The sequence below is a fragment of the Streptomyces sp. CLCI03 genome (assembly GCF_053615355.1).
In genome coordinates this window covers 5,795,615-5,819,570 of sequence record NZ_CM132132.1, presented here as the reverse complement: position 1 = coordinate 5,819,570, position 23,956 = coordinate 5,795,615, and the positions used below count along the sequence as shown (strand labels likewise).

At 71.1% G+C, this 23,956-nt stretch carries 22 protein-coding genes; 11 read left to right on the top strand and 11 right to left on the bottom strand.

Annotated features, from left to right (window positions below):
* Positions 1-51: 51 nt before the first annotated feature.
* From ACWG52_RS26835 to ctaC, 3 genes are read right to left on the bottom strand one after another with little or no spacing between them, the layout of a single operon-like run.
* Positions 52-450, bottom strand: coding sequence for a cytochrome c oxidase subunit 4 (locus tag ACWG52_RS26835; protein WP_033221882.1), 399 nt, complete (start codon positions 448-450; stop codon positions 52-54).
* Entirely contained in the window at positions 447-2,177 is a 1,731-nt protein-coding gene (gene ctaD / locus ACWG52_RS26830) for an aa3-type cytochrome oxidase subunit I (protein ID WP_389812202.1), read from the bottom strand. The genes ACWG52_RS26835 and ctaD overlap by 4 nt, the downstream gene beginning before the upstream one ends.
* Positions 2,174-3,148 (bottom strand): aa3-type cytochrome oxidase subunit II, encoded by a 975-nt coding sequence (gene ctaC / locus ACWG52_RS26825; protein WP_033221885.1) that lies wholly within the window; start codon positions 3,146-3,148, stop codon positions 2,174-2,176. The genes ctaD and ctaC overlap by 4 nt, the downstream gene beginning before the upstream one ends.
* A gap of 283 nt (positions 3,149-3,431) precedes the next feature.
* Here ctaC and ACWG52_RS26820 point away from each other — a divergent pair, with 283 nt between their 5' ends.
* Complete coding sequence (locus ACWG52_RS26820; RefSeq protein ID WP_389812204.1) at positions 3,432-4,811, top strand: cysteine desulfurase/sulfurtransferase TusA family protein; 1,380 nt, start codon at positions 3,432-3,434, stop codon at positions 4,809-4,811.
* 190 nt (positions 4,812-5,001) lie between these two features.
* Here ACWG52_RS26820 and ACWG52_RS26815 read toward each other — a convergent pair whose 3' ends face one another.
* Positions 5,002-5,976 carry a carbohydrate kinase family protein gene (locus tag ACWG52_RS26815; protein ID WP_030731124.1) on the bottom strand — a complete coding sequence of 325 codons (975 nt, stop codon included), beginning with the start codon at positions 5,974-5,976 and terminating at the stop codon, positions 5,002-5,004.
* Positions 5,977-6,107: 131 nt separating this feature from the next.
* Here ACWG52_RS26815 and ACWG52_RS26810 point away from each other — a divergent pair, with 131 nt between their 5' ends.
* Positions 6,108-6,347, top strand: a complete 240-nt coding sequence (locus ACWG52_RS26810) for a hypothetical protein (RefSeq protein ID WP_033221891.1) — start codon at positions 6,108-6,110, stop codon at positions 6,345-6,347.
* A gap of 71 nt (positions 6,348-6,418) precedes the next feature.
* Entirely contained in the window at positions 6,419-7,876 is a 1,458-nt protein-coding gene (locus tag ACWG52_RS26805; RefSeq protein WP_389812208.1) for a hypothetical protein, read from the top strand.
* Positions 7,877-7,972: 96 nt separating this feature from the next.
* On the opposite strand, the gene erpA is transcribed toward ACWG52_RS26805, so the two are convergent.
* The gene (gene erpA / locus ACWG52_RS26800) at positions 7,973-8,329 is read right to left on the bottom strand and encodes an iron-sulfur cluster insertion protein ErpA (protein ID WP_030010511.1); all 357 of its coding nucleotides are present in this window, start codon (positions 8,327-8,329) and stop codon (positions 7,973-7,975) included.
* Positions 8,330-8,621: 292 nt separating this feature from the next.
* On the opposite strand from erpA, the gene nadA reads away from it, so the two are divergent.
* Entirely contained in the window at positions 8,622-9,809 is a 1,188-nt protein-coding gene (gene nadA / locus ACWG52_RS26795) for a quinolinate synthase NadA (RefSeq protein WP_030731114.1), read from the top strand.
* Between the two features lie 79 nt (positions 9,810-9,888).
* Here nadA and ACWG52_RS26790 read toward each other — a convergent pair whose 3' ends face one another.
* The 3 genes from ACWG52_RS26790 to ACWG52_RS26780 form a co-directional block, all read right to left on the bottom strand.
* Positions 9,889-13,029, bottom strand: a complete 3,141-nt coding sequence (locus ACWG52_RS26790; protein WP_453126172.1) for an efflux RND transporter permease subunit — start codon at positions 13,027-13,029, stop codon at positions 9,889-9,891.
* Between the two features lie 136 nt (positions 13,030-13,165).
* Entirely contained in the window at positions 13,166-13,891 is a 726-nt protein-coding gene (locus ACWG52_RS26785; protein ID WP_389812216.1) for a response regulator, read from the bottom strand.
* Positions 13,892-13,925: 34 nt separating this feature from the next.
* Positions 13,926-14,747, bottom strand: a complete 822-nt coding sequence (locus ACWG52_RS26780) for an adenosylcobinamide-GDP ribazoletransferase (protein ID WP_389812219.1) — start codon at positions 14,745-14,747, stop codon at positions 13,926-13,928.
* A 70-nt stretch (positions 14,748-14,817) separates the two neighbouring features.
* On the opposite strand from ACWG52_RS26780, the gene ACWG52_RS26775 reads away from it, so the two are divergent.
* A complete protein-coding gene (locus tag ACWG52_RS26775) occupies positions 14,818-15,591 on the top strand; it encodes a hypothetical protein (RefSeq protein WP_389812222.1) in 774 nt (257 codons plus the stop codon).
* Positions 15,592-15,668: 77 nt separating this feature from the next.
* Here the strand turns inward: ACWG52_RS26775 and pspAA are convergent, their stop codons facing one another.
* Both pspAA and ACWG52_RS26765 read right to left on the bottom strand, forming a co-directional pair.
* Positions 15,669-15,947, bottom strand: a complete 279-nt coding sequence (gene pspAA / locus ACWG52_RS26770) for a PspA-associated protein PspAA (RefSeq protein ID WP_033221909.1) — start codon at positions 15,945-15,947, stop codon at positions 15,669-15,671.
* 13 nt (positions 15,948-15,960) lie between these two features.
* Positions 15,961-16,755 (bottom strand): PspA/IM30 family protein, encoded by a 795-nt coding sequence (locus ACWG52_RS26765; RefSeq protein WP_389812226.1) that lies wholly within the window; start codon positions 16,753-16,755, stop codon positions 15,961-15,963.
* 263 nt (positions 16,756-17,018) lie between these two features.
* Here ACWG52_RS26765 and ACWG52_RS26760 point away from each other — a divergent pair, with 263 nt between their 5' ends.
* Positions 17,019-17,627 carry a DUF3043 domain-containing protein gene (locus tag ACWG52_RS26760; RefSeq protein ID WP_106971430.1) on the top strand — a complete coding sequence of 203 codons (609 nt, stop codon included), beginning with the start codon at positions 17,019-17,021 and terminating at the stop codon, positions 17,625-17,627.
* 65 nt (positions 17,628-17,692) lie between these two features.
* Complete coding sequence (locus tag ACWG52_RS26755) at positions 17,693-18,436, top strand: class I SAM-dependent methyltransferase (protein ID WP_371589802.1); 744 nt, start codon at positions 17,693-17,695, stop codon at positions 18,434-18,436.
* Between the two features lie 110 nt (positions 18,437-18,546).
* On the opposite strand, the gene ACWG52_RS26750 is transcribed toward ACWG52_RS26755, so the two are convergent.
* The gene (locus ACWG52_RS26750) at positions 18,547-18,759 is read right to left on the bottom strand and encodes a hypothetical protein (RefSeq protein WP_030731088.1); all 213 of its coding nucleotides are present in this window, start codon (positions 18,757-18,759) and stop codon (positions 18,547-18,549) included.
* Between the two features lie 93 nt (positions 18,760-18,852).
* On the opposite strand from ACWG52_RS26750, the gene ACWG52_RS26745 reads away from it, so the two are divergent.
* From ACWG52_RS26745 to ACWG52_RS26730, 4 genes are all read left to right on the top strand, one after another.
* A complete protein-coding gene (locus ACWG52_RS26745) occupies positions 18,853-20,058 on the top strand; it encodes a bifunctional adenosylcobinamide kinase/adenosylcobinamide-phosphate guanylyltransferase (RefSeq protein WP_389812231.1) in 1,206 nt (401 codons plus the stop codon).
* 161 nt (positions 20,059-20,219) lie between these two features.
* Positions 20,220-21,284 carry a nicotinate-nucleotide--dimethylbenzimidazole phosphoribosyltransferase gene (gene cobT / locus ACWG52_RS26740; RefSeq protein ID WP_389812234.1) on the top strand — a complete coding sequence of 355 codons (1,065 nt, stop codon included), beginning with the start codon at positions 20,220-20,222 and terminating at the stop codon, positions 21,282-21,284.
* Between the two features lie 83 nt (positions 21,285-21,367).
* Positions 21,368-23,233 (top strand): phosphatidylglycerol lysyltransferase domain-containing protein, encoded by a 1,866-nt coding sequence (locus tag ACWG52_RS26735; protein WP_389812236.1) that lies wholly within the window; start codon positions 21,368-21,370, stop codon positions 23,231-23,233.
* Positions 23,234-23,286: 53 nt separating this feature from the next.
* The gene (locus ACWG52_RS26730; protein ID WP_033221916.1) at positions 23,287-23,931 is read left to right on the top strand and encodes a hypothetical protein; all 645 of its coding nucleotides are present in this window, start codon (positions 23,287-23,289) and stop codon (positions 23,929-23,931) included.
* The last annotated feature ends 25 nt before the right edge of the window (positions 23,932-23,956 follow it).

Sequence of the window (23,956 nt, the reverse complement as noted above, 5' to 3'; positions counted from 1 at the left end):
AAGGAGGAGCCCGGGCCCCAAGTGCTGCGCGGCGCGGCCGCGACGGTGCTGCTACTGGTTCTGGTTCTCACCGCGGTAGTACTCGTACACCCAGCCCCACAGGCCGATCATGATGATCGGGGCCGAGAAGTACATGAGCCACCAGCCGAAGACGACGCCCAGGAACGCGAGCGCACCGCCGATGCCCAGCGAGAGCGGCTGCCAGCTGTGCGGGGAGAAGAACCCCAGCTCGCCCGCCTCGTCGGCGACGTCGGCCTCCAGGTTGTCCTGGGCCATCTCGTCGACACGCTTGGCCGTGAAGGCCAGGTAGTAGCCGATCATGACGCTCAGGCCGAAGGCCAGGAAGAGCGCGGTGGTTCCGACGGGCTCCTTCGACCACACGCCGTACACGACGGCCATGATCAGGATGAAGAAGGAGAGCCAGAGGAACATCTTGCCCTGGATCTTCACTTGTCGGCCTCCTTGCCACCGGTGACGGCCTTGGCGGCGACGCTGTGGTCCTCAAGGTGGTCGAGGGCCGCGATCTCAGGGTGGTGCAGGTCGAACGCCGGGGACTCGGAACGGATCCGCGGCAGGGTGAGGAAGTTGTGCCGCGGCGGCGGGCAGGACGTCGCCCACTCCAGCGAACGGCCGTAACCCCACGGGTCGTCGACCTCGATCTTCTTGCCGTACTTGGCGGTCTTCCAGACGTTGTACATGAACGGCAGCATCGACAGGCCGAGCACGAACGAGCTGATCGTCGAGATCGTGTTCAGCGCGGTGAAGCCGTCGGCGGCGAGGTAGTCCGCGTAACGACGCGGCATGCCCTCGGCACCGAGCCAGTGCTGCACCAGGAAGGTGCCGTGGAAGCCGATGAACAGCGTCCAGAACGTCATCTTGCCGAGGCGCTCGTCCAGCATCTTGCCCGTGAACTTCGGCCACCAGAAGTGGAAGCCGGCGAACATCGCGAACACCACGGTGCCGAAGACGACGTAGTGGAAGTGCGCGACGACGAAGTACGAGTCGGAGACGTGGAAGTCCATCGGGGGCGAGGCCAGGATGACGCCGGTCAGACCACCGAAGGTGAAGGTGACCAGGAAGCCGATCGTCCAGAGCATCGGGGTCTCGAAGGACAACGAGCCCTTCCACATGGTGCCGATCCAGTTGAAGAACTTCACACCGGTCGGTACCGCGATCAGGAAGGTCATGAAGGAGAAGAACGGAAGCAGCACACCGCCGGTGACGTACATGTGGTGGGCCCACACGGTCACGGAAAGACCGGCGATCGCGATCGTCGCGGCGATCAGACCGATGTAACCGAACATCGGCTTACGGCTGAAGACCGGGATGATCTCGGAGACGATTCCGAAGAATGGCAGCGCGATGATGTACACCTCTGGGTGCCCGAAGAACCAGAAGAGGTGTTGCCACAGCAAGGCGCCGCCGTTCGCGGCATCGAACACGTGCGAACCGAACTTGCGGTCGGCCTCCAGCGCGAAGAGCGCGGCGGCCAGCACCGGGAAGGCGAGCAGGACCAGGACACCGGTCAGCAGCACGTTCCAGGTGAAGATCGGCATGCGGAACATCGTCATGCCGGGAGCGCGCATGCAGATGATCGTGGTGATGAAGTTGACCGAGCCGAGGATCGTGCCGAAGCCGGAGAAGGCCAGACCCATGATCCACAAGTCGGCGCCGATGCCCGGCGAACGGACCGCGTCCGACAGCGGGGAGTAGGCGAACCAACCGAAGTCGGCGGCGCCGTTCGGCGTGACGAAGCCGGCCACCGCGATGGTCGAGCCGAAGAGGTACAGCCAGTACGCGAACATGTTCAGCCGCGGGAACGCCACGTCGGGCGCGCCGATCTGCAGCGGCATGATCCAGTTGGCGAAGCCCGCGAAGAGCGGGGTGGCGAACATCAGCAGCATGATCGTGCCATGCATGGTGAACGCCTGGTTGAACTGCTCGTTCGACATGATCTGCGTGCCCGGACGAGCCAGCTCGGCGCGCATGAAGAGCGCCAGCAGACCGCCGATGATGAAGAACACGAACGACGTGACCAGGTACATCGTGCCGATGGTCTTGTGGTCGGTCGTGGTCATCCACTTCACGACCACGTTGCCCGGCTGCTTGCGCCGTACCGGCAGCTCGTTCTCATACGAGTCGGCGGCGGCACCCTGGGATTCGTTGAGGATGCTCACAGTTTGTTCACTTCCGCATTCCGCGCCGGGTCGCTCTGCTGGATACCGGCCGGGAGGTAGCCGGTCTGACCCTTCTCCGCCAGATCCTTCAGGTACGCCCGGTAGTCCTCAGGGGAGACGACCTTGACGTTGAAGAGCATCCGGGAGTGGTCCACGCCGCAGAGTTCGGCGCACTTGCCCATGAAGGTGCCGTATTCGGACGGGGTGACCTCGAAGACGTTGGTGTGGCCCGGAATGACGTCCTGCTTGAACAGGAACGGGACCACCCAGAAGGAGTGGATCACGTCGTTCGACGACAGGATGAAGCGGACCTTCTCACCCTTGGGGAGGACCAGGGTCGGACCCGGGTTGCCCGTCTGGGGGTTCCGGTCGCCCGGGACACCCTTCTGGTAGACGCCCTCGGCGCCCGCCGGGAAGTCCTTGGTGAAGCGGTCCGGAATGGAGGCGAGCTCCTTCGGGACCGCGCCCGCCTTGGGGGTGGCCGCGTCGCCGTCGACGTTCTCGACGTAGTTGAAGCCCCAGCTCCACTGGAAGCCGATCACGTTGATCGTGTGCGGCGGCTTCGGGGTGAGGGCCAGCAGCTTCGACTCGTCACGAGCGGTGAAGTAGAAGAGCACCGAGACGATGATCAGCGGGACCACGGTGTACAGCGCCTCGATGGGCATGTTGTACCGGGTCTGCGCGGGCACCTCGATCTTCGTCCGGCTGCGCCGGTGGAAGATGACGCTCCAGATGATCAGGCCCCACACGAGGATGCCCGTGACCAGCGCGGCCGCCCAGGATCCCTGCCACAGGGAGAGGATGCGCGGCGCCTCCTCGGTTACCGGAGTCGGCATTCCGAGGCGGGGGAAGTCTTTCCATGTATACGAGCAACCAGTGGCGGTCGCCAGGACCACGCCCGCAGTCAGCGCCTGCAGCAGCTTCCGCCGCATCGGGCGCCGCGGCGAGCGGTCGGAGCCGTAGGGACTCACGTAGCGCCTTCCCGAGAGTCTCGGCCCGCGCGGCCGGCCGCGGCCGTGTTCGGGTCGGTCGCCGGCCCTGACGCAGGCAGGGGTTTGGATGTTTATGCGGACCAAACCCTACTGGACGCTATTTGGGGTCGCGCGGGGAGGGTGCCCAACGCGCCGCTACTGCCCCCGAAGGGATGGATCCGCCGTCCGGGGGACGGTGCGAATGGCCCTGAATGGCGGGCTCCGGGGCGCTTCTGACGCCCCCTGACCTCGAACGCTCGGGGGCCGGCGCTAGCGTGGCCGGATGCCGTACTTCGACAGCGCGTCCGCCGCTCCCCTGCACCCCGTGGCCCGCCAGGCGTTGCAGGCCGCCCTGGACGAGGGCTGGGCCGATCCGGCCCGGCTGTACCGGGAGGGCAGGCGCGCCCGGCTGTTGCTGGACGCGGCGCGGGAGGCCGCCGCGGAGGCGGTGGGATGCCGGGCCGACGAGCTCGTGTTCACTCCTTCGGGGACGCACGCGGTTCACACGGGGGTGGCGGGAGTCCTCGCGGGGCGCCGGCGCGTCGGAAGTCATCTGGTCGTATCGGCGGTCGAACACAGTTCGGTATTGCACGCGGCCGAGGTGCACGGGGCGCGCGGCGGGACGGTGACCGAGGTCCCGGTGGACCGGTGGGGCGCGGTGACGCCCGCCGCCTACGCGGACGCACTCACCCCGCAGACCGCCCTCGCCTGCCTCCAGTCGGCCAACCACGAGGTGGGCACGGTCCAGCCGGTGGCTGAGGTGGCCGAGGTCTGCGGGGCGGCCGGGGTGCCGCTGCTGGTGGACGCGGCCCAGTCGCTGGGCTGGGGTCCGGTGGAGGGCGCCTGGTCCGTCCTGGCGGCGAGCGCGCACAAGTGGGGCGGCCCGCCCGGGGTCGGCCTGCTGGCGGTCCGCAAGGGGGTGCGCTTCTCCCCCCAAGGCCCCGCGGACGAGCGGGAGTCGGGGCGCTCCCCCGGTTTCACGAACCTGCCGGCGATCGTGGCCGCGGCGGCTTCGCTGCGGGCCGTACGGGCCGAGGCGGAGGCGGAGGCGGCCCGGCTGCGGGTCCTGGTGGACCGCATCCGGCGGCGGGTGGTGCGGCTGGTCCCGGACGTGGAGGTGGTGGGCGATCCCGAGCGGCGGCTGCCGCACCTGGTCACCTTCTCCTGTCTGTACGTCGACGGGGAGACGCTGCTGCACGAGCTGGACCGAGCCGGTTTCTCGGTCTCCTCGGGCTCCTCGTGCACGAGCTCCACACTGACCCCCAGTCACGTGCTGCGGGCGATGGGCGTGCTGTCGGAGGGGAACGTACGGGTGTCCCTGCCGCCGGGGACCCCGGCGGAGGAGGTCAACGCGTTCCTGGAGGTACTGCCGCGCGCGGTGGCGGACGTACGGGAACGGCTCGGCGTGTCGGAGCCCCCGGCGGTGGCGCCGGTGGCGGACTCGCTGGAGCTCGACGCGCTGGGGCTGCGGTGCCCGCAGCCGGTGATCGAGCTGGCACGGGCCATCGTGACGGTCCCGGTGGGCGGGACGGTCACGGTCGTCTCCGACGACGAGGTGGCTCGGCTGGACATCCCGGCGTGGTGCGCGATGCGGGGCCACACGTACCTGGGCGAGACCCCCCGCGAAACCGGCTCCGCCTACACGGTCCGCCGCGCCACCTGACCGGGCCCGCACCCATCCGGCTGCGCCGGGCACGCCTCCGCCTCGGCCGGCCGAACCCAGCCTCGCCCCCTTTGGGCCTCGGCCAGGCACATCCGCGCCTCAAACGCCGGCGAGGCTCAAGATGGCCGGCCGAGGCTGAGATGGCGGCGGCGGGGGCTGGGCCCCCGCCGCCGGGGTAGGGCTGCGGCCGTCAGGAGAGGTGGGCGCGGACCTCCGCCGCGGCTTCCTCGCCGTAGGCCTTCGTGAAGCGCTCCATGAAGTGGGCGCGGGCCAGCGCGTACTCCTGGGTGCCCAGGGTCTCGATGACCAGCGTCGCGAGCATGCAGCCCAGCTGCGCCGCGCGCTCCAGGCCGACGCCCCAGCCGAGCCCCGTCAGGAACCCGGCGCGGAACGCGTCGCCGACACCCGTCGGGTCGACCTTCGCGGTCTCCTCCGGGCAGCCGACCACGATCGGGTCCTCACCGACGCGCTCGATCCGGACGCCGTTGGAGCCGAGGGTGGTCACGCGGGTGCCGACCTTCGAGAGGATCTCCGCGTCGGTCCAGCCGGACTTCGACTCGATGAGGCCCTTCTCGTACTCGTTGGAGAAGAGGAAGGTCGCGCCCTCCATCAGGGTGCGGATGTTGTCGCCGTCCATCCGGGCGATCTGCTGCGAGAAGTCCGCGGCGAAGGGGATCCCGCGCGTGCGGCACTCCTCCGTGTGGCGCAGCATCGCCTCGGGGTCGTCGGCGCCGATGAGGACGAGGTCGAGCCCGCCCACCCGGTCGGCGACGGCCTTCAGCTCGATCAGGCGGGCCTCGCTCATCGCGCCCGTGTAGAAGGAGCCGATCTGGTTGTGGTCGGAGTCCGTGGTGCACACGAAGCGCGCGGTGTGCAGGACCTCGGAGATCCGGACGGACTCGGTGTCGACGCCGTGCCGGTCCAGCCAGGCGCGGTACTCGTCGAAGTCGGAGCCGGCGGCTCCGACGAGGATCGGGCGGCTGCCGAGCTGCCCCATACCGAAGCAGATGTTCGGGCCGACCCCTCCCCGGCGGACGTCGAGGTTGTCGACGAGGAAGGAGAGGGAGACCGTGTGCAGCTGGTCCGCGACCAGCTGGTCGGCGAAACGGCCGGGGAAGGTCATGAGGTGGTCGGTGGCGATGGAGCCGGTGACTGCGATGCGCACGGCGTGGACGCTCCTGCTGAGGACGGCGAGGGACAGTCAAAACTACCCGGTAAGCGGCCCCTGGCAGTACCCCGGAAACTACCCCTTAGTAGGTCTTTCTTCGCGCGAGTTCGGAAGCCTACGGTGCCTCCATGACCTATACCGACGGTTTCGGCTACTGCGAGTACAGCGCCGACAAGCGTGGCACGGAAGCCCCACGGCAGCCCGGTTTCGCCCGTCTGCTCGGTGACTGCGCCCGGATGGCCCCGCACTGGACGGTCCCGGCGGAGCCGCGGCCGGTCCGCGTGGCCCCTTCTCAGATCCACGGGATCAGCGTCCCGCCGGCCTCGGCGCGGCTGATCGCCGCCACGTCCGTGTACGGGGATCAGTAGGAGGGAACCGGTTGCGCTCCCGGTCCGTCACACCCGCATCAGGTACGACGGACCGGTGAAGGAGCGATGCGGTGACCAGCGAAGAACCCGACGACACATCACGCGGCACACGGCGGCGGCCCGCCTGGGCCGTCGGTTCGATCGCGGCGGCCGTCCTGCTCGCGGGCGGCGGTACCGCGTACTGGGCGTCGACCGCCTACGGCGACGGTGGGTCGGGCCACCGCAAGGCCGGAAGTGCGGCGTCCGCGCCCCGTGACGCGGGAGATCCCTCGGGGCCGGGCATCGCGCCCGGGGAGCCCGACCCGTCCGGCGAGGGGGTGGTCTACCGGACCGACGTGAAGCTTCCGGAGGCTCCGGCGAACGCCCCGACCTACGCCCTGTCCGGCGAGGTCACCTCGGCGGAGGTGGCCCGCCTGGCGGCGGCTCTGGGTCTGCCGGGCGAGCCGCGGCTGAGCGGCGACGTGTGGCTGGCCGGGGAGGCCGCCGACGGTTCCGGGCCCCGGCTCACGGTGTCCCGTACGGCGCCGGGGACGTGGAACTTCGCCCGCTTCCAGGCGCCGGGCAACGGCAGCGGGAGCGGCGCCGGGGACGACTGTGTGCGCGGCAAGGACACCTGCGGCCCGGCCACCCTCCCCCGCGATGTCGGCGGCGGGAGCGCGGGCGGTGGGGCCGAGACGGGCAAGCCGGTGTCGGAGGAGGCCGCCAAGGCGGCCGCGGCCCCGGTACTGGCCGCCGCGGGGCTGGAAGGCGCCGCGCAGGACGCCCGGATGAACCAGGGTTCGGTACGGGTGGTGGCCGCCGACCCGGTGGTCGGCGGGCTGCCCACGCAGGGCTGGTCCACGAAGGTCAGCGTGGGCTCCGACGGCTCGGTGGTGGGGGCCAACGGGGAGCTGAAGGCTCCCGTACGGGCGGCCGAGCAGCCGGTGGTCGGGGCGGTGGAGGCGCTGGCCCGGCTGAACGCGAGGTCGGGCGGCGGCGGGAACCCCGAGCCGAGCGGATGCGCGAGCGCGGTCCCGCTTGCGGCGGACACCCCGGTGGCGGCCACGGACACGGTGCCGTGCAATCCGGAGCCGCGGCCGATGAAGCCGCCGCGGACGGAGACGGTGAAGGGGGCGGTGCTCGGGCTGGTTCCGGGCACGGTGAACGGGGCGCAGGGTCTGGTGCCGGCGTGGCTCTTCGAGGTGGCGGGCCAGGGCGGCGCGCCGGGCCACACGGTGGCCCAGCCCGCGGCGGCCCAGGAGAGCACTCCCGGCCCGAAGGACGGTCGTACCGTGCCCGGGTTCTCGTACGCGGAGGCCGATCGGAAGCTGACCGTGAACTTCTGGGGCAGCGTGTGCAGCACGTACGCCGTGGAGGCGCGGGAGCAGGCGGAGTCGGTGATGGTGAAGATCACGGACACGCCGAAGAAGCCGGGTCAGGCCTGCATCATGCTGGCGGAGGAGATGTCCTCGTCGGTGACGCTGCAGCAGCCGCTGGGTGACCGCAAGGTGATCGACGCGACCACCGGCAAGCCGCTCCCCCGGCAGTAGTCGCGGGCTCCGCAGGAGCGGCACGGGTATGTGACGAGGGCCCGCCCCCGGTCGGATTCGACCGGGGGCGGGCCCTCGTCACGCGCGTGTCCAGGCTTAGCTGAACGAGTCGCCGCAGGCGCAGGAGCCCGTGGCGTTCGGGTTGTCGATCGTGAAGCCCTGCTTCTCGATGGTGTCGACGAAGTCGATCGAGGCACCGTGGAGGTACGGGGAGCTCATCCGGTCCGTGACGACCTTCACACCGTCGAAGTCCTTCACGACGTCCCCGTCGAGGGAGCGCTCGTCGAAGAAGAGCTGGTAGCGCAGGCCGGAGCAGCCACCGGGCTGGACGGCGACGCGGAGCGCCAAGTCATCGCGGCCTTCCTGCTCCAGCAGGGTCCTGACCTTCTCGGCGGCGGCGTCGGACAGGAGGATGCCGTCGCTCACAGTGGTCTTGTCGTCCTGTACGGACATCTGCATTCACTCCCGAAGTGGGCGGCTCCCCGCCGGAGGCGAGGAAACGTCGGACTCTTGCCGTCGGTGGCAACGAGCGGGACCGCGGATTCATTCCGGGACCCGACGCTTGTTTCAGATATTCCATGCTCGCACACCGCGCGAGGGGGTGGGCCCGGCGAATCGTGGGCTGATGCGTCACATTGACACTATCGGCATCGTCAAACTGACGTGAAGCGGTTATGATAGATAACGTCAAGTAGACGAGAAGTCGAAGCGATGATCCAGAAATCCTTGTCGCAGAACAGAAAGGGTGCGTGTCGTGACCACCGCCCAGCCCTTGGACGTCCAGCCGACGCCCCTTGCCCTGCTGCTGCTCGGCCGTGAGGCCGACCCCAAGAGCGAGCGCGGGGTGGAGTGCCCCGGCGACCTGCCTTCGCCGTCGGACCCGAACCTCGTGGAGCGTGCCCGCGCGGCCAAGGAGAAGCTCGGGGACAAGGTCTTCATCCTGGGCCACCACTACCAGCGTGACGAGGTCATCGAGTTCGCGGACGTCACCGGCGACTCCTTCAAACTGGCCAAGGACGCGGCCGCCAAGCCGGAGGCCGAGTACATCGTCTTCTGCGGCGTGCACTTCATGGCCGAGTCCGCGGACATCCTGACCTCGGACGACCAGAAGGTCGTCCTGCCGGACCTGGCCGCCGGCTGCTCGATGGCCGACATGGCCACCGCCGAGCAGGTCGCGGAGTGCTGGGACGTGCTGACCGAGGCCGGCATCGCCGACACCACGGTGCCCGTCTCGTACATGAACTCCTCCGCCGACATCAAGGCCTTCACCGGCAAGCACGGCGGCACGATCTGTACCTCGTCCAACGCGAAGAAGGCCCTGGAGTGGGCGTTCGAGCAGGGCGAGAAGATCCTCTTCCTCCCGGACCAGCACCTGGGGCGCAACACCGCCGTCCGCGACATGGGCATGTCCCTGGACGACTGCGTGCTCTACAACCCGCACAAGCCGAACGGCGGCCTCACCGTCGAGCAGCTGCGGAACGCCAAGATGATCCTGTGGCGCGGGCACTGCTCGGTGCACGGCCGGTTCTCGGTCGACTCGGTCAACGACGTCCGCGCCCGGATCCCCGGCGTGAACGTCCTGGTCCACCCCGAGTGCAAGCACGAGGTCGTGGCGGCCGCGGACTACGTCGGCTCGACGGAGTACATCATCAAGGCGCTGGAAGCGGCCCCGGCCGGTTCCAAGTGGGCCATCGGCACCGAGCTGAACCTGGTCCGCCGCCTGGCGAACCGATTCGCCGCCGAGGACAAGGAAGTCGTCTTCCTCGACAAGACGGTCTGCTTCTGCTCCACGATGAACCGCATCGACCTCCCGCACCTGGTGTGGACCCTGGAGTCCCTGGCCGAGGGCAACCTCGTCAACCAGATCCAGGTCGACAAGGAGACGGAGAGCTTCGCGAAGCTCGCGCTGGAGCGGATGCTGGCGCTCCCGTAGCCGCCGCGCTCCCCCGCACACGCCCGAAGGGCCGCCCCTCGTGTCGAGGGGCGGCCCTTCGGCTGTCGTGCGACGGGTGTCAGGCCTTGGCCGGGACCTCGTCCTCCGAGGCGGCGGGGGTCGGGACCACCGTCAGGCGGGCCTCGCGCTTCGCCGAGCGCTTGGCACGACGACGCTCCTTGCGGAGCTCGACCATCGTGTAGAGGGTCGGCACCAGCAGCAGCGTCAGCAGGGTGGAGCTGACCAGACCGCCGATCACCACGACCGCGAGCGGCTGCGAGATGAACCCGCCCTCGCCGGTGACGCCCAGCGCCATCGGGAGCAGCGCGAAGATCGTCGCCAGGGCCGTCATCAGGATCGGGCGCAGCCGGTGCCGGCCGCCCTCGATGACCGCCTCGACGACGCCCAGGCCCTGGGCGCGGTACTGGTTGACCAGGTCGATCAGGACGATCGCGTTGGTCACCACGATGCCGATGAGCATCAGCATGCCGATCATCGCCGGAACGCCCATCGGGGTGCCGGTGGCGATGAGCAGGCCGAGTGCGCCGGTCGCCGCGAACGGGACGGAGACCAGCAGGATCAGCGGCTGGATCAGCGACCGGAAGGTCGCCACGAGCAGCATGAACACGATCGCGATGGCCGCGAGCATGGCCAGGCCCAGCGAGCCGAAGGCCTCGTCCTGGTCCTCGGAGACGCCGCCGATGGAGGCGGTGGCACCCTCGGGCAGGTCCAGGGCCTTGAGCTTGGTCTGCAGCTCGGCGCTGACCGCGCCGGTGTTGTCGCCGAGCGGCCGGGCGGTGACGGTGGCGGCGCGGGCGCCGTCGATCCGGGTCATCGCGACCGGGCCGGGGACCTCCTTGACCTCGGCGATGTCGCCGAGCTTGAGGGGGCCGACCGGGAGCGCCTGCAGTTCGGCCAGGGTGGTGGCCGGCTGCGCGGACCTGATGACGATGTCCCGCTCGGTGTCGTCGAGGACGGCCTTGCCCGCCGGGTTGCCCCGGACGGCCTGCGCGACGATCGCGCCGAGCGCGGCCTGGTTCAGGCCGGCCTCGGCCGCCTTGGGGGTGGCGGTCACGGAGATGCGGGGCACGGACTGGGACAGGTCGCTCTGCACGTCGGCGACGTCCTTGAGCTTGGCGACCTCGGCGCGGACCTGCTCGGCGGCCTCGGCGAGGACCTTGCCGTCACCGGCCTTGACGACCACGCTGAGGTTCTGGCTGCCGAAGCCGTCACCGGCGACGATGCGGGTCTCGCCGATGCCGTCGAGGGCGGCCAGCTTGCTCTCGATGCCCTTCTTGACGGCGTCCGCCTTGCCGGAGTCCTTCAGGCTGACCTGGTAGGAGGCCTGGTTGGAGCCCGTACCGCCGCCGAAGGCCGCGAGGAAGCCGGAGGAGCCGACGGTGACCTGGTAGCTCTTGACGCCGTCGACCGAGGACAGCACCTGCTCGATCTTGCGGCTCGCCTCGTCGGAGGCGGCCAGCGAGGTGCCGGGGGCGAGCTCCTGCTTGACCGTCAGGACTTCCTGCTCGCCCTGGTCGAAGAAGTTGGTCTTCAGCAGCGGGGTCATCCCGAAGGTGCCGAAGAGGACGACCACCGCGATGGCCACACTGGTGAGCCGGCGGCGGGTGGCGAAGCCCAGGACACGGACGTAGAAGAGCTGGAGGCGGCTGCGCGCCTCCTTCTCCTCGGCCTCGCGGCGGGCCTTGGCCGCGCTCTCGGCGTTGCCGGGCTCGACGCCCTTGGGTGCGCTCAGGAACCAGTACGAGAGCACCGGTACGACCGTCAGCGAGACGAGCAGCGACGCCAGCAGGGCCGCGGTGACGGTGAGCGAGAAGGACCCGAAGAGCTCGCCGATCATGCCGCCGGTGAGGCCGATCGGCAGGAAGACGGCGACGGTGGTGAGGGTGGAGGAGGTGACCGCGCCGGCGACCTCCTTGACCGCGGTGATGATCGCGGCCTCGCGCTCCTCGCCGTAGCCGAGGTGGCGCTTGATGTTCTCCAGGACCACGATCGAGTCGTCGACGACACGGCCGATGGCGATGGTGAGCGCGCCCAGGGTCAGCATGTTGAGCGAGAGGTCCTGGGTCCACAGCACGATGAGCGCGAGGACGACGGACAGCGGGATCGAGACCGCCGTGACCAGCGTCGAGCGCAGCGAGGCCAGGAAGACCAGGATCACGATCACCGCGAAGAGCAGGCCGAGCATGCCCTCGGTGGTGAGGCTGGAGATGGACTTGGCGACGGCCGGGCCCTGGTCGCTGACGACGGTCAGGTCGGCGCCGGCGCCGAGCGCGGTGCGCAGCTCGGGGAGCTTGTCCTTGACCGCGTCGGAGATGGCGACGGCGCTGCCGTCCTTGTCCATGGTGAGGACGAGGGCGAGGCTGGGCTTGCCGTTGGTGCGGGTGATGGAGACGGCCTTGGCCGGCTCCTGCTTGACGGTGGCGACGTCGGCGAGGCGGACGGCCGGCTTGCCCGGGCCGGGGCTCAGGCGCAGCTCTTCGAGCTGGGCGAGGGAGGTGTAGCCGCCGCCGACGCGCACGGTGCGGTTCTTGCCCGCCTCGTCGAAGGAACCGGCGGGGACGGCCGCGCCGCCCGCCTGGAGGCCCTGGGCGAGGGAGGCGCCGTCGAGGCCGGCGGCCGCGAGCTTGGCGTTGTCGGGGGTGACGGTGACCTGGAGGTCCTGGACCCCGTCGACGGTGACCTGGCCGACGCCCTCGATGTCCGAGAGGACGGGCACGACGGAACGTTCCAGCTGGTCGGCGAGCGCCTGCTGGTCCTTGTCGGAGGTGACGGCCAGGATGACGGTCGGGATGTCGTCGGTGGAACCGGCCACGACCTGCGGGTCGACCTCGGCGGGCAGCCGGACGCGGGCCCGGTTGACGGCCTGCTGGACGTCGGCGACGAGCTGCTTGGTGCCGCTGTCGCCGTAGTCGAAGGTGGCCATGATGAGGGCGTTGCCCTCGCTGGCGGTGGAGGTGATGCCGGTGAGGCCGTCGACACCCTTGAGCATGGCCTCGATCGGTTCGACGACCTGCTTCTCGACCACGTCGGGCGAGGCGCCCTGGTACGGCGCGAGCACGGACACCATCGGCAATTCGATGGAGGGCAGCAGCTGCTGCTTGAGCTGCGGGATGGCTATGGCGCCGAAGAGGAGCGCCACGATCGACACGAGGCCGACCAGGGCCCTTTGGGCCAGGCTGAAGCGGGACAGCCAGGACATGGGTATGAGATCTCTCTGCAGTGACGAACGCGAGGGCACTCCTACCCTGTCGCACAGCGGTCGCGCGTTTCGTCGCTCGCAGGTGCCGTCCTTATGTGCGGCATACCGCGTCTGGAGTACGTCGTACGGGGCCGCGCTACTCCGCGCGTGGGCGGACCAGTCCTGATTCGTAGGCAATAACCACCAATTGGGCCCGGTCGCGGGCGCCGAGCTTGGCCATCGCCCGGTTCACGTGGGTCTTGACGGTCAGCGGGCTGACCTCCAGCCGCCCGGCGATCCCGTCGTTCGACAGTCCCGCCGCCACGTGTACGAGGACCTCGCGCTCCCGGACGGTCAGTGCGGCGAGCCGCTGGGCGTGCGACCCGGCCGAGGCCGCGGCGGCGGGGTCGGTACCGCCGCCCTGGGCGAGGAAGGTGGCGATGAGCCCTTTGGTGGCGGCCGGGGAGAGCAGGGCCTCGCCGGCCGCGGCGACACGGATGGCGTTGAGCAGTTCGTCCGGCTCGGCGCCCTTGCCGAGGAAGCCGGAGGCGCCGGCCCGCAGGGCCGAGACCACGTACTCGTCGACCTCGAAGGTCGTCAGCATCACCACGCGCACGTCGGCGAGTTCCGGGTCCGCGCTGATCATGCGGGTGGCGGCGAGCCCGTCGGTGCCGGGCATCCGGATGTCCATGAGGACGACGTCGGGGCGTGTACGGCGGGCGAGTTCGACGGCCTGGGCCCCGTCGGAAGCCTCCCCGACGACTTCCATGTCCGGTTCGGAGTCGACGAGCACCTTGAAGGCGCTGCGCAGCAGTGCCTGGTCGTCGACGAGCAGCACCCTGACGGGCGCGGCGGAGGGCAGGTCCGTCGCAGTGTGGTCCACGGGGTGAGGGTACGCGGGGGCGCCGGCCACCCGCTCAGCCGAGGGCGAGGACGATCAGGGCGGTGGTCGCCGCGACCTCGGCCAGGGCGCCGAAGACGTCGCCGGTGACCCCGTCGAAGCGGCGTACGCAGCGGCGGAGCAGCAGCTGAGCGGCGAGCAGGGCGGCGAGGACCGCGGCCGCGGTCCGGCCGGCGGCGGGCAGGCCCATGGGCAGGGCGGCGGCCGCGGCCGCGGCGACGGTGAGCGCGGCGATCAGGGCGGCTGCGCGCCGCGGGACCACGCCGGCGACGGCGGCGCCCAGTCCCCCGGGGCGGGCCGCCGGGACGCCTTCGCGGCAGGCCAGGGTCATGGCGAGGCGGGCCGCCACGGCGGCGACGACGGCGGCGAGGGCGCCCCGGATCCAGCTGTCGGCGTAGATCTCGGACAGGGCGGCCACCTGGAGGAGCAGCACGATCACCAGGGTCACGACGCCGAAGGGGCCGATGTCGGACTGTTTCATGATCCGCAGGGCCTCGTCGGCCGGTTTGGCGCTTCCGAGGCCGTCGGCCGTGTCGGCGAGGCCGTCCAGGTGCAGGGCCCGGGTCAGCGCGGCCGGTCCGGCGACGGTGAGGGTCGCGGCGAGCAGCGGGCCGGCGCCGAGCAGCAGCAGGAGCACTCCGGGCAGGGCCGCGAGCACGCCGACGACCAGTCCGGCGAGCGGGGCGCAGGCCATTCCGGTGCGGGCGGCGGGGCGGTCCCAGCGGGTGATGCGGGCGGGCAGCACGGTGAGGGTGCCGAACGCGAAACGGACGCCGTCGAGGAACGAGGCGCGTTCCGCGGGCGGCGTCTGGGGCGGGCCGTCGAACGAATCTGTCATCGGCGGGAACGGTACCCGCTCGTCGCGGGCGGTAAATTACCCATTACATGCCAAACAGGGAGTCAGTGGGATGGGTCACTGGTGGTATCGGAACATCGTCGAACCGGGGAAGCTGCCGCTCCTGCTCGCGTTGCTCGCGTTCGTGATGTCGTTCCTGGTCACCCGTGTGATCACCCGGATGATCCGGGCGGGCCGGGGCCCCTTCAAGAACGTCACCCCGGGCGGTCTGCACGTCCACCACGTGGTGCCGGGCGTGATCCTCGTCGTCATCGGCGGCTTCGGCGCGGTCGGCACCGGCCGCTACGGCTTCGGCGCGTGCGTGTCCGCCGTGATCTTCGGGCTCGGCGCGGGCCTGGTCCTGGACGAGTTCGCGCTGATCCTGCACCTGGACGACGTGTACTGGAGCGAGCAGGGCCGCAAGAGCGTGGAGCTCGTGGTCATCACGGCCGCCGTCGTGGCCCTGGTCATCGGCGGATTCGTACCCTTCGGGGTGAACGACCTGTCGACCGAGGAGCGCCAGAGCCGGGGCCTGGTCGTCATGAACGGGGCCACCAACTTCTGCCTGGCCCTGATCGCCCTGTGGAAGGGCAAGGCGCGCACCGCGCTCTTCGGCCTGGTCGTCCCCCTGGTGGCGCTGGTCGGTGCGATCCGGCTGGCCCGGCCCGGATCCCCGTACGCGAAGCGGTTCTACGCGAACCGGCCGCGGGCCCGGGCCAAGACCGAGCTACGGGCCTACCACCACGACCGGCGCTGGGCGCGGCCGCGGCGCGCGTTCGAGAACTTCATCGGCGGGACCCCGGACCCCGATCACCGCGTGTCCCTGGAGAAACCGCCCCCGCCCTGACGACGACGGCGGCGGGTCCGGCCCCCTCTCGGAGGGGAGGGACCCGCCGCCGTGCTGTCGGTGACCCGGTCCGGGGCTCAGCCCGGGATCAGGCCGTCGTCGCTGAGCATCTCCCTGACCTCGTCCAGCCCGGCGTCCGCCGCGGGGAGGATCAGCTCGGACGGTTCCAGCGCGTCGTCCGGGAGCGGCGTGCCGAGGCGCCGCACGGCGTCGAGCAGCGCGCCCAGCGTCCGCCGGAAGCCGTCCTCGTCACCGCCCTCCATCTCCGCGAGCAGTTCGTCGTCCAGCTTGTTGAGCTCGGGGAAGTGGCTGTCGGCCACTTCCACCTGGCCTTCCCCCATGATGCGGACAATCATGACGGGCCCCGTCCTACTGCTTGTCGAACCGGTGCGGAGCCTGCGGCTGCTGCCCGTTGCCCTGGGCGCCGCCCTCGATGGCCTGCTGCCGGTCGGCCGGGCCGCCCGCCAGCTCGGCCTTCATGCGCTGGAGCTCCAGCTCCACGTCCGTACCGCCCGAGAGACGGTCGAGCTCGGCCTGGATGTCGTCCTTGGAGCCGAGGCCGCTCTGGTCGTCGAGCGCGCCGGAGGCCAGCAGCTCGTCGATCGCGCCGGCGCGGGCCTGCAGCTGCGCGGTCTTGTCCTCGGCGCGCTGGATGGCCAGGCCGACGTCGCTCATCTCCTCGGAGATGCCGGAGAAGGACTCCGCGATCCGGGTCTGGGCCTGGGCCGCCGTGTAGGTGGCCTTGATGGTCTCCTTCTTCGTGCGGAAGGCGTCCACCTTGGCCTGCAGCCGCTGGGCGGCCAGCGTCAGCTTCTCCTCCTCGCCCTGGAGGGTCTGGTGCTGCACCTCCAGGTCGCTGACCTGCTGCTGGAGCGAGGCGCGCCGGGACAGGGCCTCACGGGCCAGGTCCTCGCGGCCCAGGGCGAGGGCCTTGCGGCCCTGGTCCTCCAGCTTGGCGGACTGCCCCTGGAGCTGGTTGAGCTGCAGCTCCAGGCGCTTGCGGGAGGTCGCCACGTCGGCGACTCCGCGGCGCACCTTCTGCAGCAGCTCCAGCTGCTTCTGGTACGAGTAGTCGAGGGTTTCGCGCGGGTCCTCGGCCCGGTCAAGGGCCTTGTTCGCCTTCGCGCGGAAGATCATCCCCATACGCTTCATGACACCGCTCATGGGCTTCGCGCGCCCCCTTCTAGACGGACTGTGCTCCAGGTCACCGACAGAACCCACAGTACGGGCCCTGTCTCCATTACCGCACTGTTCGAGTACGGATGCGCTCCTCCTCCAGGACGACTACGCCCCCGCCCCATCAGGCGTAAGGAGTAGGTGATCCCAGGAGGGCGGGCCCACCGCACGGACCGTGCAAGGGGAAGGACGCCCGCCGTTGCCGGATCGTTCCCCAGCGGGGTGGGGCCCATGCCCGCAACCACGTAGGCTTGGGTTTTGTGTTTGGTAGCCGCTCCTCCAAGGAAGAGAAGGCCGCCGCCACCGACAAGGTGAGCGCCGACCTCTCGCAGCCCCGTGACCCGCAGGCCCCGAAGGGCCGCCCTACGCCGAAGCGTGCTGTGGCCCAGTCGCAGCGCAAGGCCGTGGTGGCCTCGACCGGCAATCGCAAGGAGGATGCCAAGCGAGCCCGTGAGCGCCGTCGTACCGAGATGGCCAAGCAGCGCGAAGCGCTGGCCAACGGCGACGAGCGTTACCTGCCGACCCGTGACAAGGGTCCCGTGCGCCGGTTCGTCCGCGACTACGTGGACTCCCGCTACTCGGTCGCCGAGATGTTCCTGCCCCTGGCGGTCGTCATCCTGGTGCTGAGCATGGTGCGGCAGCCGGCGATCCAGAACATCGCGCTGATGCTGTGGCTCGGTGTGATCGTCCTGATCCTCCTCGACTCCGTCGGCCTGGTCTTCCGCCTCCGCAAGGCCCTGGTCACGCGCTTCCCGGACGAGCCCCGCCGCGGCGCCATCGCCTACGGCCTCATGCGCACCCTCCAGATGCGCCGGCTCCGTCTCCCGAAGCCCCAGGTCAAGCGTGGGGAACGGCCCTGAGCCGAGCCACGCCCGGCGCCTCGGGGGAAGGCTTCGCGGAAGGCGCCCGGCTCTGGCTGGAAGGCCTGGGCGGACTGCGTAACGCGGTCCGGCAGGAGCTCGTGGGCCGACAGGTCGACGAGCAGATCGCGCAACGTTTCCCGGTCGGGCAGCGGCTGCGCGTGCTCGACGTCGGCATGGGCCAGGGCACGCAGGCGCTGCGGCTGGCTCGCGCCGGGCACAAGGTGACGGGCCTGGAGCAGGACGCCGGGATGCTGGCCGTCGCCCGTGAGGCGCTGGCCGCGGAGCCCGAAGGGATCCGTGACCGGGTCACCCTCCTGGAAGGGGACGGGCGCGAGACCGGCGCCCATTTCCTGCCGGGCAGCTTCGACGTGGTGCTGTGCCACGGGGTGCTGATGTACGTGCCCGAACCGGACGCGATGCTGGCCGGGCTGGCCCGGATGCTGGCCCCGGGCGGACTGCTGTCCCTGCTGGTGCGCAACGGCGACGCGCTCGCCATGCGGCCGGGCCTGGACGGTGACTGGAAGGGCGCGCTGGCCGCGTTCGACTCCACCGACTACACGAACCGGCTCGGCCTGGACGTCCGCGCCGACCGGCTGGCCGGACTGACGGCCACCCTGTCGGGGATCGGTGCGCCGCTGCAGTCCTGGTACGGCGTCCGTGTCTTCACCGACGGCACCGAGGCGGGCGAGGTCCTCCCGCCCGACGAGGAGCTGGAGCGGCTGCTGGCCGCCGAGGACCGCGCCGGGCGGATCGACCCCTACCGGGGTGTGGCCGCGCTGCTGCACCTGTGCGGGGTCCGGGGCTGACCTTGCCGACCGGACCGCCGGCCGGTGCGGGTCCGCAGGGGACATGTGTGAGAAGGGGCGGGCCGGGTTCTCCCCGGCCCGCCCCTTCCTCCACCGTGACTCCGGCAGGGCTACGCGTCCAGTGCGGCCCGCAGGCTCATCGTGTAGAGCTCGGTCCCGCTGTCGTCGGACAGCTTCACCTGCTCGACGCCGCCTTCCAGCAGGTCCTTCCAGTACTCACCGACCCAGGACTCCGCGTCCCCCTGCGTGGTGAACTCCTCGGGTACCACCGACGGGCTCGTCTCGGTGCCGTCGGCCGTCTCGAACCGCCACGTCCACGCCATGTCCGCCTCCGTTGCTCGCACGCTTCCTGTCCTGAGTGTGCCCGCAGAGTAACCGGGCGCGCAGCAGTCTCGGCGACGCGGGAGGATCATCCTGTGGAACTCACTCTGCTCGGCACCGGAACACCCGAGGGGCTGCCCCGCCCCGGCTGCCCCTGTGCGGCCTGCGCCGTGTCCGTCGGCACGCGCTCCCGCGCCGCCACGGCGGTGCTCGTCGACGGGGCGCTGCTGCTGGACCTGACCCCCGGGGCGGTGCTGGCGGGCGCCCGGGCCGGGCATTCCCTGGCCGGGGTACGGCAGGTGCTGCTGACCCACCCGCACGACGGGCCCGCGGTCGAGCTGCCGCCCGGCCTGCCGGCCGCCGGGCGGGTGCCGGACGGGCGGGAGCTCGCGGTGATCTCCGGTCACCGGGTGCGGGCGGTGCCGATGGACGCGCCGGGCACCGGGTACGAGGTGACCGGCCCGGACGGCGTCCGGCTGCTGTACCTGCCGCCGGGCGGGGCCCCGGCCGGGGTCGCCGACCGGGCCGGGCAGCGCCCGTTCGACATGGTCCTCATGGACGTGCTGGGCCGGCCCGAGGCGTTGGCGCGGCTGAGGGCGAGCGGCGCCGTCGGCCCGGGCACGGACGTGATCGCCGTCCACCTGGACCACGACACCCCGCCGGGCCGGGAGCTGGAGCGCCGCTGTGCGGCCGCCGGGGCCCGGGCGGTACCGGACGGGACGACCGTGATCGTCGGGGAGTACGCGGTGGTGCCGGACCTGCCGCGCCGGACGCTGGTGCTGGGCGGGGCCCGCTCCGGCAAGTCCGTGGAGGCGGAGCGGCGGCTGGAGTCCTTCCCCGAGGTGGTCTACGTGGCCACCGGCGGCACCCGGGACGGCGACGCGGAATGGGCCCAGCGGGTCGGACTGCACCGGGAGCGCCGGCCGGCGAGCTGGCGGACGGTGGAGACGTGCGAGCTGGTACCGCTGTTGGCCGCCGACGGCCCGGCGCTGCTGATCGACTGCCTGGCGTTGTGGCTGACGGACGCGATGGACCGGGCCGGGGCGTGGGACGACGAGGTGTGGGCCAAGGGCGGGCGGCAGCAACTCGCCGAGCGGACCGCCGAACTGGTGGCGGCCGTCCGCGCGACCCGCCGTCCGGTGGTGCTGGTCAGCAACGAGGTCGGCTCGGGGGTCGTCCCGGCGACCTCCTCGGGCCGTCGCTTCCGGGACGAGCTGGGTCGGCTGAACGCGGCCGTCGCGGGCGAGTGCGAGCACGTGCTCCTCGTCGTCGCGGGCCTGGTGACCGTACTCAAGGAGTAGTGCGGGAGCCGCGGGGAAGGAGTCGGCGCGGCGCGCCGACGGGAGATCTCCGGCGGGTCCGACGGCCGGTTCGCCGGCGGGTGTTCCGCCGTTCCAGGGCCGGGCCGGAACCGGGCGCCCAAGGCCTGAGGGAGGGCCTTACCGGCTGTACTCTCTGGCAGATGAGCACGCTGAATCTCGACGACTTCTCCGATCTGATCGAGCGCCCCGACGGGGGCGTCCGGCGTGACGCCGAGGAACGCCGTGAGCGCCTCGCCGTCCCGCCCGGCGCGCTGGGCCGGCTCGACGAACTCGCCGAGTGGCTCGCCGCCGCGCAGGGTCGGGTTCCGGTCACACCGATCGAACGCCCGCGCGTGGTGCTGTTCGCCGCCGACCACGGGATCGCCGCCGCGGGCGTCTCCGCCCGGGCCGCGTCCACCGGCCACGAACTGGTGCGGGCCGTCCTGGACGGCGCCAGCCCCGTCGCCGTCCTGGCCGGCCGGCTCGGCGCCACCATACGGATCGTCGACGCCGGGCTCGACTGCGACCCCGAGCTGCTCCCCGCGGACGTGGTCGGGCACCGGGTCCGACGGGGCAGCGGCCGGATCGACGTGGAGGACGCGCTCACCGTCGAGGAGGCCGAGGCCGCGCTGCGGCTCGGGATGCGGATCGCCGACGAGGAGGCCGACTCCGGTACGGACCTGGTCGTCCTCGGTGACCTCAGCGTCGGCGGCACCACGGTCGCCGCGACCCTCGTCGCCGCGCTGTGCGGAACCGACGCCTCGGTGGTCACCGGCCGCGGCGGCCTGCCCATCGACGACCTGGCCTGGATGCGCAAGTGCGCCGCGATCCGTGACGCGCTGCGCCGGGCCCGCCCGGTCCTCGGCGACCAAGTGGCGCTGCTCGCCGCGGTCGGCGGCGCGGACGTGGCCGCCATCACCGGATTCCTCCTCCAGTGCGCGGTGCGCCGTACCCCCGTCATCCTTGACGGTGTCGTTTCGGCCGCGTGCGGGCTGGTCGCCCAGCGGGCCGCGTTCCGGGCTCCTGACTGGTGGCTGGCCGGACAGGCCAGCGGCGAGCCGGGCCAGGCGAAGGCACTTGACCGAATGGCGCTCAACCCCGTCCTCGATCACGGCGTCACAGTAGGTGAAGGTACCGGGGCATTGCTGGCTCTCCCCCTCGTCCAGGCGGCCGCCGCACTCGCGGCGGAACTCCCGGAGCGGGCGGCGGAGGAGCCGACGGAATGAGCCGCCGGGGCCCGCGGCCCTGACCAGGCCGTGGTCCCCGACCGCACAACGACGGACAGCTATGCCCCATATGATCGCTTTTTATGGGAGAGGTCCGTTTGACCAGCGCAGAGACCGACCGCAGCGCCGTACCGGCGAACGGTCCGTCAGCCGGCAGGAAAGAGACCGGCGGCGACCCCGCCGGCAGGGCGGCGGGCAGCGGCCGGGAGACCGGCCGCGGAAGCGCCCGTTCACGGCACGGCGCCGCCTTCGCGGTGTGGTACCTGCGCGCCGTCACCTTCATCAACTTCCTCAGCGCGGTGTGGGTTTCGCTCGGGCAGGACCTCAGACGCCACAACGTCGAGGACTTCTACACCCCGTACATGCTCACCGCGGGGTTCGCCTCCGGGCTGTTCACCCTGCTGCTCGCCGTCACCCTCGGCCGCCGCAAGCGGGCCTCCTGGATCCTCAACCTCGTCCTCAGCGGCCTCCTGGCCCTGCTCCTCGCCAACGCGCTCTCCACGCACGAGGAGATCCGCGAACACGCGCAGAACTGGGTCTCCCTGGTCCTGACCGCCGCCTTCACCGGCGCCCTGCTGCTGGGCCGACGCGAGTTCTACGCCAAGGGCGACCGGTCCAACCCGACGCTCGCCAGCGCCGTCGCCGCCGTCGGCCTGCTCCTCACCTCCCTGATCGCGGCGCTGCTCGTCGGCGCCACCAACACCTCCCCGCTGAGCGCCGAGGCCTCCTTCCCGGAGCGCTGGTGGTACGGCGTGATGCGGCTGATCACCCTCACGCCCGGTGAGCGGGCCTCCGAGGCGATCACCACGCCCGGCTGGGTGGACGTCGTCATCAACGTCATGTCGATGCTGTTGCTGCTCGCCGTGCTGTTCGCCGCCTTCCGCTCGCGCCGCGCCGTCGACCCGATCAGCGAGGAGGACGAGGAGCGACTGCGGGCGCTGCTGGCCCGGCAGGGCGATCGCGACTCGCTCGGCTACTTCGCGCTGCGCCGCGAGAAGTCCGTCATCTGGTCCCCCACCGGCAAGGCCGCCGTCACCTACCGTGTCGTCGGCGGGGTCTCGCTGGCCTCCGGCGACCCGATCGGCGACCCCGAGGCCTGGCCGGGCGCCATCGACCCGTGGCTGGCCGAGGCCCGCGAGCACGGCTGGGTACCGGCCGTGATGGGGGCGAGCGAGGAAGCCGGACAGATCTACGCCCGGCACGGCCTGGACGCCCTCGAACTCGGTGACGAGGCGATCGTCGAGACCGCCGAGTTCACCCTGGAGGGCCGCGCCATGCGGACCGTCCGGCAGGCCTTCAACCGCGTCAAGCGGGCCGGGTACACCGTGCGCATCCGCCGGCACGACGACATCCCGGCCGACGAGATGGCCGAGCTGGTGCGCCGCGCCGACGACTGGCGCGACGGCGCCACCGAGCGCGGCTTCTCCATGGCACTGGGCCGACTGGGTGATCCCGCGGACGGCCAGTGCGTGATGCTGGAGTGCACCGACGGCAACGGCGAACTGCGGGCCGTGCTGTCCTTCGTACCGTGGGGACCCAAGGGTCTGTCGCTGGACCTGATGCGCCGGGACCGGGACTCCGAGAACGGCCTGATGGAGTTCATGGTCATCGAACTCCTCGAACGCTCCAAGGAGATCGGGGTCACCCAGGTCTCCCTCAACTTCGCGATGTTCCGGTCCGTCTTCGAGCGCGGGTCCCGCCTCGGCGCCGGTCCGGTGCTGCGGATGTGGCGCTCGCTGCTCAGCTTCTTCTCCCGCTGGTGGCAGATCGAGTCCCTCTACCGGGCCAACGCCAAATACCGGCCGATCTGGGAACCGCGGTTCATGCTCTTCGAGAAGAGTTCGGACCTGCTGCGGATCGGTGTCGCGGCCGGCCGGGCCGAGGGCTTCCTGGAGGCCCCCGGCCTTCCGAAGTGGCTGCACCGCAGACACCTGGAGACCCGCCGTTGACAGCGTGGAACACGTCCCCACTCCGGCAGTTCGCCCGCCGTGAGTGGGGACCCATGTTCTGGACCGTCCGGGACGCGCTCGTGCGCGACAGGTGGCGGGCGATCCCGATGACCATCGGCGCGGTCTGCCTGACCTCGGTCTTCCAGATCGTGCAGAACACCTCCTGGGGGTTCCAGCCGGTCCAGAACCTCGGATCGGTCAAAGCCGCCGACCCGCTCGGACTGGCCCTCCTGCGCACCCCGCTGTCCCTGTTCGTCCCCGCCCTGGACCTGCCGGTGTGGGGGGCGCTCGCACAGATCCTGCTCGTCTTCGGCATCGCCGAGATCTGCATCGGCTGGTGGCGCACCCTGCTGATCGGCTACGTCGCCACCCTCGCCGGGACCACGTACGCGCGGATCGGGCTCGCGCTCGGGCCGGAGCATCCCCTCGGCCTGCCGGTGTCCGACCGGATCGTCAACGACACCGGGCCCTCGGCGGCGGTGGTCGGGCTCGCCATCTACCTCTGCTGGCGCTACCGGGCGTACCTGACCGGAGCCCTGGTGATCCTGGCGATGATCGGCGAGGTGCTGGTCAAGGACAACCTGGCGGGCAAGGAACACCTGGCGGCCATCACCGCCGTCATGGCGGTGTGCGTGGTGCGGGCCCGCTGGGGGCCGGTACGGGCGCACGTGCCGCTGGGACCCCACCCACCGCCGTAGGGGACGCCGGCCGGTGAGGCCGTAC